This is a genomic window from Halalkalibacter flavus, from assembly GCF_036663575.1.
Taxonomy (GTDB): Bacteria; Bacillota; Bacilli; order Bacillales; family Bacillaceae_D; genus Halalkalibacter; species Halalkalibacter flavus.
On sequence record NZ_JAWRVK010000001.1, the window covers coordinates 192,410 to 206,043 of the forward strand.

Annotated in this window: 8 protein-coding genes; 3 read left to right on the forward strand and 5 right to left on the reverse strand. The window is 39.3% G+C overall.

Annotated features, from left to right (window positions below; translation table 11 throughout):
* Positions 1–8 precede the first annotated feature (8 nt).
* Positions 9–923 carry an ABC transporter permease gene (locus SAY88_RS00860; protein ID WP_332628584.1) on the reverse strand — a complete coding sequence of 305 codons (915 nt, stop codon included), beginning with the start codon at positions 921–923 and terminating at the stop codon, positions 9–11.
* A 126-nt stretch (positions 924–1,049) separates the two neighbouring features.
* Positions 1,050–2,633: an ABC transporter substrate-binding protein gene (locus SAY88_RS00865; RefSeq protein WP_332628585.1), complete on the reverse strand. Its 1,584-nt coding sequence runs from the start codon at positions 2,631–2,633 to the stop codon at positions 1,050–1,052.
* A gap of 631 nt (positions 2,634–3,264) precedes the next feature.
* Here SAY88_RS00865 and SAY88_RS00870 point away from each other — a divergent pair.
* On the forward strand, positions 3,265–5,505 hold the full coding sequence (locus SAY88_RS00870) for a helix-turn-helix domain-containing protein (RefSeq protein WP_332628586.1): 2,241 nt from the start codon (positions 3,265–3,267) through the stop codon (positions 5,503–5,505).
* A 44-nt stretch (positions 5,506–5,549) separates the two neighbouring features.
* Here SAY88_RS00870 and SAY88_RS00875 read toward each other — a convergent pair whose 3' ends face one another.
* Positions 5,550–6,767 (reverse strand): M20 metallopeptidase family protein, encoded by a 1,218-nt coding sequence (locus tag SAY88_RS00875; RefSeq protein WP_332628587.1) that lies wholly within the window; start codon positions 6,765–6,767, stop codon positions 5,550–5,552.
* Between the two features lie 26 nt (positions 6,768–6,793).
* Positions 6,794–7,045, reverse strand: coding sequence for a biotin/lipoyl attachment domain-containing protein (locus SAY88_RS00880; RefSeq protein ID WP_332628589.1), 252 nt, complete (start codon positions 7,043–7,045; stop codon positions 6,794–6,796).
* Positions 7,046–7,329: 284 nt separating this feature from the next.
* Here SAY88_RS00880 and SAY88_RS00885 point away from each other — a divergent pair, with 284 nt between their 5' ends.
* Positions 7,330–9,369, forward strand: coding sequence for a sigma 54-interacting transcriptional regulator (locus SAY88_RS00885; RefSeq protein WP_332628591.1), 2,040 nt, complete (start codon positions 7,330–7,332; stop codon positions 9,367–9,369).
* Positions 9,370–9,665: 296 nt separating this feature from the next.
* Positions 9,666–10,265, forward strand: a complete 600-nt coding sequence (locus SAY88_RS00890) for a hypothetical protein (RefSeq protein ID WP_332628593.1) — start codon at positions 9,666–9,668, stop codon at positions 10,263–10,265.
* 227 nt (positions 10,266–10,492) lie between these two features.
* Here SAY88_RS00890 and SAY88_RS00895 read toward each other — a convergent pair whose 3' ends face one another.
* The gene (locus SAY88_RS00895) at positions 10,493–13,540 is read right to left on the reverse strand and encodes an efflux RND transporter permease subunit (RefSeq protein ID WP_332628595.1); all 3,048 of its coding nucleotides are present in this window, start codon (positions 13,538–13,540) and stop codon (positions 10,493–10,495) included.
* Between the last annotated feature and the right edge of the window lie 94 nt (positions 13,541–13,634).

Below are 13,634 nucleotides of genomic sequence, written 5' to 3' on the forward strand. Positions count from 1 at the left end.
TCTTCTCCTTATTTATACGTAATCCGTGGATCGACCACACGATATAATAAATCTGCCATTAAATTAGCACCGATTACTAAAAGGGCAATGACAAACATACATGCTTGAACGACAGCCATATCTCTGGCATGAACCGCCGATATTACTAATTGACCTATACCCGGCCAAGCAAACACCACTTCGGTTACTAATGCCCCCCCAACCAATGTAGAAATGTTAATGGCGATTAATGTAATAACTGGCAGCAGGGAGTTCCGTAATCCGTGACGATAAATCACATTAAAGCGACTCAAGCCCTTGCTTCGAGCTGTTCTCATATAATCTTGATGAAGAACATCTAACATTTTTGAACGTAACATTCGCGTGATTTCAGCAGCCATGGCCGTCCCCGTTGTTATCGCTGGCAAGATTAAGTGAGAGAGCGAGCCCCTACCTGATACAGGGAACCATTGAAAATATACAGAAAAAAGTAATACGAGCATTAGTCCAAGCCAAAAATTAGGCATTGCTTTTCCCAAAACAGATGAACCACTAATAAAAAGGTCTATTGCAGAATTCTTTTTAATCGCTGAAAGCACACCTAGAGGAATAGAAATAATAATAGATACAAAGATTGCTGCCGTCATCAATTCAAAAGTGGCAGGTAACCTCTCCAACACAATCGGTAACGCTTCTTGCTTATAAATAAAGGACTGTCCGAATTCTCCTTGTAGCACATTCAATAAAAAAATACCGTATTGTACGATAACTGGCTTATCCAAACCCATTGCCTCTCGCATGGCTTGAATCTCTTCATTGCTAGCATTTTCAGGTAACATTAGAACAACGGGATCGCCTGATACGTTAACAAAAATAAAAACAACAAAGGATATAATCAATAACACTGGGACAATTTGAGCAATTTTTTTCAAGAAATATGTCACGTACTTCTCTCCTCCTCTCTCCTAGATACGGTAAGTAGAAACATGAGAGGAAGGACTAACAATGGTTTTGATTTTGCTAGTATCCTTTCCTCTGTCACTTCCATAAGGAGCACGTTACTAGTTAAATTATTGAATCACCATATCTTTAATAACGAGCATACTATCCGTTCTTGGAGTATAGATGACGTGATCATTTACACCGTACACTTCATTTTGCAAATATAAATAAATCTTTGGACGCTCTTCTGCTACGATTTCTTGAATTCTTTGATACTGCTGTTCTCGTTCTTCAAAATTCATATTTGTTAGCGCCGCATCCCATAGCTCTACAATTTCATCATTTGCATAATTAGCTCGGTCCCAGGCTGTCTCTGTTGCAAATTCCTGTAATCCGATCGAAGAATCAAAAATGGAGTTTCCATATGCAGCAAAATACATATCACCGTATTCTCCATTGTTTCGCAATTCTAAAAATCTACTCCATTCCTCAAATTGCAGATTGACTTGAATCCCCACTTGCCCCAACATAGCAGCAATCACTTCATTGATTTCATTCGACTTTAAATATTGATGATCTGGAGACGTTAACGTCAGTTCTAACCCATCTGCATAACCAGCTTCTGCTAACAATTGCTTTGATTTTTCAATATCATACAAATTACTGTTAAATAAGTTTGGATGAGCTCCAAAATTGCCAGGTGTAATTCTCGTTCGCGTAGGAGTTCCCTCTCCTAACAAAATTTGTTGGGTAATCGCTTCACTATCTATTGCTAATTCAATAGCTTCTCGTACTTTAGGATCAGTTGTTGGATGGTCTTGGCCATGATGTATACCGAGAAAGCCAACTCTTTGCGACGGTGCTGATACGGCTGATACTCCTTCTTGAGCGTTAATTCGTTCCATATCATCTGGAGTAATATCTGTAATGATGTCAACCCCACCAGTTAACAGTTCATTAATTCTAGTCGATGTTTCAGGTATAACACGAAAAACGACTTGATCGGCATTTTGAATTTTCCCTTCAAAATAATCCTCATATGGTTCAAGCACGATTCGATCATCTCTTACCCACTCTACAAATTTAAGTGGGCCCGTACCAATTGGTTCATTTAAGAAGTGGTCCCATCCATGTTCATCAATATAATTTTTAGGTAAGATCCCTGATCCAATACGTGAAAGTAGGTTGAGCAATGTTGGTTGTGCACCGTCTGTGATAATCTCAAATTCATAATCATTCAATACGTTTACCTCTTTAATAACTTTCAAGTTACTATGTTCTTGTAAAGTTTCGTCTGTTGCTACTCTTTCTAAAGTGAATTTAACATCTTCAGAAGTTAATGGATCGCCATTATGGAAGGTCACTCCTTCTTTTAAGGTCATGGACCATGTAACATCATCAACTGCTTCGTAATTTTCCAATAAGTCAGGTTCAATCTCCATATTTGTCTGTCTTTTTAGTAAATAACTAAAAATGTTAATATGAACGGCTTCGGTATGAATTTGGTTATGGTCATGTATGTCAAACGATGCGATGTCCGATGGAATAGCAATGGTTAACTCTCCATCATTAGTCGATTCTTCAGTAGTAGACTCATTCTCATTTAAGGTAGGTGCCTCTGCATTTTGACTCGTGTTTTCTGAATTAGAGCAAGCCGCTAGTACAAACATGAAAGCAAGTAACACGATAACATTTAATCGGTTCTTCATCATTTTTCGCCCCTTTTTTATAATCCTATTTCTCCAATTCGTGAACCCTGTGTTTGATTATTAAACGAAAACCATCAACACATTAGGCTAGTGATATCTCTTTCCCCTTCTTACTCTCACAAGTGTAGAAAAAGAAAAACGAAAAACAACCTCCTTTTTATTTGTTTTTCAATAGGCAACAAAGAGGTAACTTGCACTTCTACCTAAGACGACATACCAATGTAAGAAAAGAATGACTGCACAACTCTTAGATATCATTCCAATGCAATTGCTGCCTACTGCTTCAAACGCATTCGTTTGTAAGACAATCATATTAAAATTCAGAATTCTCATACAACTGTCAAAAATATAGAATTGAAAAACAAATGACTGTAAATTCGCCTTAACTACTAGCATCAAGCAATGATTAAGACACTTTTTTACCACTTAATTCGCAAGTAAAATAATGACCGTTCAGCAAACTGACGATTAAAACCACCACTATTAACATTATCGATAAAGTACGATTTATCCTGCTCATGCAATTGTGGTCTTAGCAAGATTGTAGTAGAATAAAGTAGAGGGAATTTTCAGACTTCATCTTATTCATTTTAAAACTGAACAATATTAATGAAAAATGTGAGAAGGGGCGTATATGATTCAACTATTTAGAGGGAAGTACTTCCTGAAGATTTTATTCATATTTTGTACTAGTGTCGTTTCCTTAACTTTGTGTCTATCACTTACACTATATCTCATAAGCGACGCTCATTTAGAAAGACAAAAGATTGAATCCAACCTTGAAGTCGTAGGACAAATTAAAGAACGGATAGAAAATGAGTTAGATTTTATTCAAAGTGGCATTTCCGAGACCATTGTCAATAGAGATGTCATCCAAGCCCTTTATAATAAGCAATTGGAAAACGACTATGAGAAGATCGTTCCCTTAAATCAAAAACTAATTAATACAACTTTAATATTAAAGAATGTTTATAGTGCCGACCTATATTTACCTTCATCTCAACTATTAATATCAAGTATCAATGGCGCTACCTCATTCAACAATCTTTCTACTCAAAAAAAAGAGTTATATCAAACGGTTCAAGCACTCCGCAAACCCTATTGGAACTTTAACAGTCCAAGCACAAGTACTAATGTTATTTCCTTTTTTCAACCTCTCCCTGTCGGTTCAAATTTTCCTCAGGGGTATTTTTCGATACACATTCACGACGCCTTGCTCTTAACGATTCTTGATAACGCTTCATTATCAAAGGCTGGCGATTATTATGTAATGAGAAGAAACGAACGAATTATGTTACATAAAGATAAAGAGAAAGTCGGGATGGCTTCACAGTTACCTTCTGAGTTTACTACCCGTATTCTTACAGGATCAGAAGTTGGTTACTATAAACACCCAACCGAGGATAAGCTACTATTCTACGGTAGAATAAGTGATAATGACTGGGTCATCGTATATGAAATCCCAGAATCCACACTTCAAGCTGGCAACAGTCTAGGTTTTAATATGGTGTCTGCTACGGGAATGGGACTTGTCTTAGCAATAGCCATTACATTGATCTGTACAACATATTTATATTCTCCTCTGCACAGACGGTTAGAGGCGTTAACTAAACCAACAAATTCACTCATATATAATGAATGGACTCTCTTGGATTCTGTTTCACAGGGAGAAAAGGAAAGAATAGTAGAACTATCAACAAAGGTTAAAGAACATCAAGAGCAATTATTAGATGCGTTCTTAGTAAGATCACTCTTAGGTACTCAAGATCTATTCCATCACAACAGGGAATCTGCTTTATTTAAACATCTCCAAGATAAGTATCCAGCTGTTCTTGTTATTGAAGTTGAAAAGTACAAAGGCAGCGAACAAAAAGGGAATCAATTTATCATGGACATGAAAAGAATTTGCCGTGATGCTAGTAAGCAATATGATGTAAAAGCCGTTTGTGTCCCTATCCATGATTCACAACAATTCGCCGTAATCCTCCCTTTTAAAAAGATTTTAACTGACCCGGAAAAACATGATATTATATTGAGTTTAGCTGAAAAGATTCAGCAATCCATTCAAAAGGAACTTCTACTTCAAATCTCAATAGGGATTGGTACATTACAAGAAAGATTTACAGACTTAAGGAGCTCATATTTGGAAGCCATGGAAGCCTTACAACTAAGACTAGTAAAAGGGAATAATCGAGTGATTAGTTTTGAAGAATTGCGCTACACTGATCCTTTGCAATACCCCTATTCTATAGAAGGTAAGATCATTAAAGCGTTAAAGAATGATCATGAACAAGCCTATATCGATCATTTTGACCAATTTGTTGATCATTTAAAAGACCAAAATTGTAACCCGGAGAGTATATACCATGCTTTTAGTATGCTATATAGTTCCCTCTATAGAGCATTGGACGAACACAACGCGGTCGACAATTTCACATTAGATCAATTTTATCCCGTCTTACATCAAAAGAAATCACTAAGGGAATTAAAAAAGTGGTTTAAATCAGAAATTCTTTTAGAATTTTTGGAGAAAGCGGAGCAATTAAGTGAAAATCGAAGTGGTCAAAAAATCCAAAAAGTAATGGATTACTTACAGGATCATGTCACCGAGGCTCACACATTAACGTCTGTTTCCGATTATTTTGATCTTAATGCGAGTTATTTGAGCAGGCTTTTTAAGCAGTCTACCGGTAAAAGCTTTGTACAGTATTTAACTGAGTTAAAAATTCAAGTCGCTAAACAACTGTTAACAGAGAGCAATTTATCTGTGTCAGAAATTGCCGCTCACGTCGGATATACAGAACGAACATTCAGCAGAGCGTTCAAAAAAATAACAAACACCACCCCTGCCAATTATAGATTAAAGCATAAATGAAAGCTCTAAAAAGGGGGATTCCTTTTTAGAGCCTTCTATTTTTCTTACTTAACTTCACTATACTTATCTTGACTCGGCGTTTTTTCTTGCTGCTGCTTTAAGAAATCTAATGCAAATTGAGCTAGCAAAGCTGTTCCGTAGGGCAGCGCATCCTCATCAATATCAAATAAAGGATGATGATGGGGGTAAATTACTCCTTTTTCTTCATTTCGAACTCCTAATCTAAAAAATAAACTTGGTACTCTCTCAGTATAATAGGAAAAATCTTCTCCACCCATGGACGGAGGATTAAACGTTAATTTGTTTTTCCCTAACACTCTTTCTGTTGTTTCTTCAAATAAAGAAGTTAAATCTGGATCATTTAGAACAGATGGATACCCTTTTTCATATTTAAATTCATACGTTGCACCAAATGCTAAGCATACACCGCAAATAATCCGATCTAATTCTTTTTGTACCTTTTCCCTCACCTCTTTTTCTAACGTGCGAACCGTACCCTCTAACGTTACAGATGGAGCGATGATATTTCTAGCAAACCCGCCTTGTATTTTGCCTATCGTAATAACAGCACTATCAATGGGATTTATTTTTCTACTTACAACATGTTGGATTGCCGATATTACTTGTGCCGTTACTGTGATTGAGTCAATGGTTTGATGAGGATGAGCAGCATGACCACCCTTTCCAATGATCTTTAAGACAAACCGATCAGAATTAGCCGTACTAACTTTAGGGCTCACCGTTACAAATCCAGTCGGTAGTGTAGGTTGTACGTGTAAAGCAGCAGCAGCTTTTACATCGTAAAAATCTAACACATTCTCATCAATCATCTTCTTCGCACCTGCTAATCCTTCTTCAGCTGGCTGAAATATTACTTGGATATTGCCTGTCTCAATCTCCACTTCTGATAAAAGCTTTACTGCTCCTAACATCATCGTTACATGTGCATCATGTCCACATAAATGAGCTTTGTTGTTCACTTTTGATCTATACGACACCTTTTTCTCATCTTGGATCGGAAGTGCATCCATGTCTGCTCTTAACATGACTGTCGGTCCTTCCTTTTTCCCCCTCAATAGAGCAGAAATTCCCGTCCCGGCAATTTGTTTGATTTCACCCACTCTTAGAGCATCTAATTGCTCCATTATAAAGCTTGATGTTTGATATTCTTCAAAGCCTAGTTCTGGGTTTTCGTGAAGCTTCCTCCTCCACTCAATCATTTTTGGGTTAATTGATTTTGCTTTCCTTAATATATCATCCACAAGTTCTCTCTCCTTTTTTCTCTCTCCTAATCTGATGCAATTCCAACAACACTTACGTCAATACATGCGATATTTGTTCCCCTTTTCACCTCTGATCCCGGGAATACTAATAGCGTTGTAACTGTACCTCCAATCTCACTTACTATTTTTTCTAATGCCCCATCATTTGTCTCTATTTCAATTAGTGGCTCCCATTCATACACATACTTTTTTTCTTTGCACAATACACTTACTACTTTTCCAGAAACGGTGCTGAGTATATCTTCACTAACTTTCAACACATAACCCCTTTCTTACAGCTACACTTTTTCATGCAACTGATCCTATTTGGTCCTTTCTACAAAATACACTTGCAAATTTAATGCCAAGTTTACGAAAGGAATCAATTTATGCAGTAATTTACAGCAACTACCTCGTAGCCGTTAAATATAGGAATAACAATTAGTTTGAATCTTTAAATAATTCCGCTTTTATGTTACGTTTTATTTTAAGCAAAATAAATAATTGGTTTAACTGGTCAATCAAATAACGTATTTAACCATTAAAGAGACGGAGGGACTAAATGAAAAAGTTGCCAAAATTTCTAACTATCATTTCATTGCATAAGAACACATTAGTAGCATTCGAAAAAGAAATTAGAGAAATGTTTCAGGATCATGTAAAGATTAAGCTGTATTGTTTTGAAGATGAAACAGTTTATGAGGGTATTGATGGAGACGTCATTCTCATGTCAAATTACAACGTATTTGAGCAAGCACGTCGGTATATTAAAAATGGAAATGCAGCTGTCATTATTGCTAGAAGAACACTAAGTGAACAAGGAATTAAAAAAATTAAGAACTTACAGAAAGGGACGAATGCCATTTTATATAATGTCACGCTTGAAATGGCGATCGAAACCATCTCTACCATATACCAATTGGGAATTCGCCAAATTAACCTCATTCCTGCCTATAAAGATATGAACCCTTTTCCCAATGTCGATTTAGTAATTACACCGGGTGAGAAGCTAGAGCCCTCCGTTGAAGTAGAGAAAATCGATATCGGAAGTCGTATTTTAGATTTAAGTACCTACATGGATATTTTAGCTAAAATGGATAACAACCTTCTTTATTTGGAGGAGAAAATAAAGCTTCATTTTGCTAACATTGTGCCTATTAGCTACGGTTTAGATAAACTCCTTGGCAGAAAGGATCAACTGGCTTCACAGCTTGAATTATTCTTGCAAATCATCCCAAACGGCATAATTGCCATCGATTCTTCTGGGATCATAACCATTTTTAACGATATAGCAGCAAATCTTCTTCATAAAAAACCACCTACCGTCATTGGACATTCCTACGAAACCGTCTTTCCTGAACTTACATTTTCAAAAATATTATCTGGAGAAAAGGAAAGTACAGAAGAAGTCATGAATTTCAGGCAAACGTCAATCGTCATAACTATGAACTCATTAAAAGTAGGAAGTGAGATAACAGGAGCCGTCGCCAGACTCGTTCCATTCCAAGAAACAGAAAAGCGCCAACATCGGCTTCGTACCCAGCTTCTAGGCAAAGGGTTCGTCCCTAAATACCATTTCTTCCATATTATCGGAGACTCTTTCTCTATAAAAAAGCAGAAAGAGATTGCCCAACGAATGGCGATGTCTGATGCATCGATTTTAATTAATGGCGAAAGTGGTACAGGGAAGGAGTTATTTGCACAAGCAATACATAATCACTCTCAAAGAAGCCAATATGCCTTTGTGGCCTTTAATTGTGCAGCATTACCTGAACAGTTATTAGAGAGTGAGCTTTTTGGGTATGAAGAAGGTGCTTTTACAGGTGCCAAGAAAGGAGGAAAGCCTGGTTTATTTGAACATGGTCATTTAGGGACGGTTTTTCTGGACGAAATCGGTGAGATGCCTAAATCATTACAAGCTAGGCTATTACGCGTACTTCAAGAAAAAGAAGTAATGAGGGTTGGAGGAAGCTCGATCATACCAGTTAACATTCGAATTATCGCCGCAACGAACCGCGACCTAAAATCAGAAGTTACCAAAGGGACCTTTCGAAAAGATCTCTATTACAGGTTAAATGTACTGCCTTTAAGTATTCCCCCTCTCCGGGAAAGAACAGAAGATATCATTCCATTATTTTCATACTTTATTCAAGGTCACGATATTCTTTTGACAGAAGAAGCTCGTCATTATATTGAGTATTACCCTTGGCCAGGCAACATTCGTGAATTAGAAAATTGCGCAAATTATTTAATCAATTATGGAAAGCAAATAGTTGAACCTACTGATTTGCCCATCTATACAGAAACTGCCCCAACGTTATCGGGTAACGTTACACCAGATCCCCAATTAGAGAATAACCTCACTCATAACGAGTTGTTCATATTAGAGGTTCTCTACCAAGCTTTTACAGATCAAAAAAGAGTTGGGCGGAAACGAATTGCTGAGATCGCTTTTAACAGAGACCTCTTTCTCTCTGAGCAGCAACTCAGAAGCCACCTTACTTCAATGAAAGAACGCGGGTTAGTGGATATAGGATTAGGGAGAGGAGGAACAACGATCACACAAAATGGGATTAAAACCTTTCTAAAGATCAAAAATTGAAGGGGGTCAGACCCAGCGACATTGCGTCAATTACAAAAAAAGGAACAAACTAAATAATTGTAGTTAATGGTAACATTTTATCTGTAAGGACATAAAAAACTCCTTATAAACACACCTCAAATTACCGGAGAACCTATTAAATTGGGCGTTTGTCACTAAAGGATAGACAGTAGTACTTCCTTCTGTGCAACACTAGTAATGTGACCCCAAAGTATATTGGTGACTGTTCATGTGGATACTATTACCGTCTAATTTTTGTAAAGTTCACCTGCAGTTATCAATTTTCTTAGGAGGTTATGATGAAGTTACCTGGTTATAGAAGTGGAACAAGTTGGAAGAAACGACTTGCGACGTTAGTATACGGGATTCTTTTGATCGTGGTTATCTTGTTTGTGATGGACCCTTTTACTCGAGAAGCAATGGATCTTAATCAACCTACTGCTCAAGTTGCAAACGATTCACCTGTTCATAAGCTTGAGGTACAAGGACAAAACGAGTTGTCGGAGCAGTATATTTTTGAATTTACGAGAAATATTCACTTTACGAATATGACTTTACCTAGTATACGTGAACGGTTAACGACACTTAAGAGTAACGCCGACCAAATTGCTAGTATTCGTGAAGCGAATGATGAAGTCTTCCAAATGGTAGGTCAATTTGGAGAGATGGAAAATGTGCCAAGACAATACGAACGTGTTCATGCGGTATATGTAAGAGGCGCTCGAGATGTCGAGCAGTTTCATGCGATGGTAGCTGAGGCGTTAGATTTCATGGAAGCAGGCGACCAGCGCCGTGCGCACATTGCAATCGAAGAGGCTATTCCTTTTATTGAAAGTGCTGAAGCTTATTTCCGTGAGGCTAGTAGAGAAATGGACGGGCTAGGCCCTTCTGCATAACGTTAAAGCAGGAATGGGGTAAAGAGGGGTCAGACCCCTCTTTACCTCTTTAAGAGGTGCTGAAAAAGTCTTTTTTAGCGGATTCGAGGAAGCAGCAATGGCTCCACACGTTGCGCGCCTGCTATGAGAAAACCACTCATAGCAGGCTTAAGACAAAGCAACGGTTCCGCTCATTGCCTAAAGGCCACTGACAAAGGTCAAAACCGTACCTTTTTCAGTGGCTGTGACTACCTGCTTCGGGGTCTGACCCCTAGCAGGTACAACGCTGGTACAATGACTAGTGTGAGTAGTGTTGAGAAGATGAGTCCTGAGACGATGGCGATACCTAGCGGCTTAAATAGCGTGCTATTGCCTAGCGCAATAGGCATGAGACCAGCTATCGATGTCATCGTTGTCAGAACGATTGGACGGAAACGTTGCCGAGCAGCTAGAATAACTGCCTCTTTGGGGTCTGACCCCTCTCGCCTTCTTTGCTCAATAAATTCGATGAGGACAATGCCGTTTCGGACGACAATTCCGGCAAGACTAACTGCCCCCATCATTGACATGAAGCCGAGTCCGGTTTGGGTGATAAATAAACCTAACAATGCACCGGCAACAGCCAAGTATACGGTACTCATGATTAGAACAGGAATCGTCAATGAATAAAACTGAATCGCAATGACGATTAAGATCAAGAATACGACAACGATGAAGATTTTGCCGATATCGATAAAGACGTCTGTTCTTGCTGAGGTTTCACCGCCAATGACGAGCGAGTACCCAGCCTCCTCTGCTACCACTTCTTCCAATGACGTACGCGTATCAGCTATGATCTCATCGGTGCTGCGCTCTCCTCCTGGATAAGCTCGCACTGTGATTGTTCGAACCGTGTTTTGATGAGGAATGCTTGGTGCTGTTGTTATTTCACTAGCGGATACTAACTCAGCAACAGCGACCGTGCCTCCGCGTACTGAAGGAAAAGTTAGATCCTCAAGGACCTCTTCTGAGCCAAGCTCCCCTGTGTCAAAGATCATCCGCATATCAAGCAACTCGTCAGGCGTTTGCAGCTGCCCGATTGGAATTCCTTCGCCTATCAAGCGCAATGTTTGAGCAAGATCGCTGCTTGATATTCCGTGAGACTCCAGTTCGTCACGCTCTGGGATAAACTGAATAGCTGTAAGAGGTATCCCAACATCATCGGTAACAGTTGTTACTCCTTCTGTTGACGCTAAGATTTCTTTTACCTTTGTCGCCATTTCGCCTAAGCGCTCCATCGACTCCCCTCTTATTTGAATAGCAATAGGTGCTCCAACTGGCGGTCCTGATTCAATCATGGAGGCAGTAAAAGTTTTATCAGGAAACATCTCAGGTAGCTTTTCATTCCAAATGTCTACCGTATCACGTGTTGTTATTTTCTCCTTGTTTATAAAAACAAAGAAATTTGCGATGTGATCACCTGCAACGCCTCCCCCGCCAGGACCGAATAAACGCGGGACATTCGTTCCAATATAGGATGTTACTGACTCAACATATTCTATATTTTCAAGCCATTCTTCGACAACAGCAGCTTGCCGATCTGTTTCTTGAAGCGATGTACCCACTGGCAGCTTCATCTCTACGAAAACTTCTTCACGATCTGTCTCTGGGAAAAACTCCAATGGAATAAAAGGAATTAATCCATACGCAGCTGTTCCGATTAGAAAACCCACGATCACCGTTAAAAGCGGACGTCTTGTGATTCGGCTGACAATTTTTTCACTATAAAATTTTGAAGAACGATCAAACGTCTTACCGAGAAATCCAGCTGATTTCCGCTCTTGCTGGTGCTCTATTTTGCTTTCTTTAATAGATCGAAACGTCGGAATTAAAAAGAGAGCGACAAATGTTGAAGCGACCATCGTTGCAATTAAAACAACTGGAAGCGGCCTGATAAAGGCTCCTGCTTCTCCTGGGAGCAAAAGCAATGGCAAAAAGGTAAAAACAACTGTCAATGTTGATGTAATAACAGAAACCGCGACCTCTTTTGTCCCGTTAATCGCTGCATCAATCGGCTTATCTCCTACCTGCAAGCGGCGTTCGATATTTTCGTTTACGACAATACCGTCATCCACCAATATCCCAAGAGCAATAATAATCGCAATTAGTGAAATGAGGTTCAAATCTATTCCAACAAACGGATAAACAATCGCTCCAAGGCTGAGCGAAACAGGGATTGCCAGGGCTACACTGAGCGCTGTTGATACATTTAACCCGAGAGAACAAACAAGAAGAACCGAAACAACAGCAATTGCAAAGGAGGTCGCTAAGTCCTTAAATAATTCATCCACTAAGTCAGCTTGAGAATAGAGGAGAGTCATCTCTACTCCGCTTGGTAGGTCCTGCTCCATCTCTTTTACAAATTGATTGAGCTCAGACTGGGCTCTCGTTACACTTGCACCTTCTTTTAAGTAAAACGTAAGCGAAATGGCTTCTTCGCCATTAAAATAAACTTTTTCTGTTGGTGATTGAAATACTTCATTAATGGAAGCGACGTCACCGAGTCTAATGACTCCGTCTTCTTGAGAATATCCAATCGCCAGTGTTTCAAGGTCAGTCAAGGAGTCATATGTAGCGAGCTCGATTCGGTAGTTGTACTCGTCCGTTCTCCATTCACCAGGAGGCAGTGTACTTAATTCGCCGTTAATAGCACCAATGAGTTGGTTCGTAGTTATGCCTGTGTCCTGCATCGCTTCATAATCAATTTCTACTAAAACTTCCTTCTCGAGTGCCCCTTGAGCACTAATGGACACAATGTCCTCAAGCTGAACCAAGCGTTTGCTCCACCGATCAATAAGCTCGTTCACCGCAGTCAGGTTTATTTCTTCGTTAAACGTCAGCTGATACGTGGCAAGACCTTGAATGCTAAGATTACTGTTCAAATTCGGTGTATGGACGTCATCTGGGAATTCGCTCGCTGCATTCGTTATTTGCTGTCTCACTTCATTCCACATGCGATCCGCATCGACCCCACCTCCAAGCTCAATGGTGATAAGTGAGATGTTTGGGTTAGAGGTGGAAGTGAGCGAGGAAATCTCCTGTATCGGCTCAAGCGCTTCCTCAATTAGATTGGTGACATTCTGCTCAACTAGTTCAGCTGACGCACCAGGGTATACTGTCGTTACTTGTGCGACCGCCGGACTAATTTCCGGTATTTCGCGCTGCGGCAGCTGCAAAAAGCTAAGCACCCCCACTAACATAAACATGACAAAAAAGAGAATCGTAATTTTTCTCTTACGAATGAGCCACGAAATCATAATCTGTTTCCCCCCAGTCTGTTTAAATAAATTATACAAACATTATACAACAGTTGAACTCACTCGTGTAATTCTATATGGGGGGTCAGACCCC

Excerpts from the sequence above, each read along its gene's own strand:
- SAY88_RS00865 (WP_332628585.1), bottom strand. The coding sequence starts at position 2,633 with ATGATGAAGAACCGATTAAATGTTATCGTGTTACTTGCTTTCATGTTT.
- SAY88_RS00870 (WP_332628586.1), top strand. The coding sequence starts at position 3,265 with ATGATTCAACTATTTAGAGGGAAGTACTTCCTGAAGATTTTATTCATA.
- SAY88_RS00885 (WP_332628591.1), top strand. The coding sequence starts at position 7,330 with ATGAAAAAGTTGCCAAAATTTCTAACTATCATTTCATTGCATAAGAAC.
- SAY88_RS00890 (WP_332628593.1), top strand. The coding sequence starts at position 9,666 with ATGATGAAGTTACCTGGTTATAGAAGTGGAACAAGTTGGAAGAAACGA.
- SAY88_RS00895 (WP_332628595.1), bottom strand. The coding sequence starts at position 13,540 with ATGATTTCGTGGCTCATTCGTAAGAGAAAAATTACGATTCTCTTTTTT.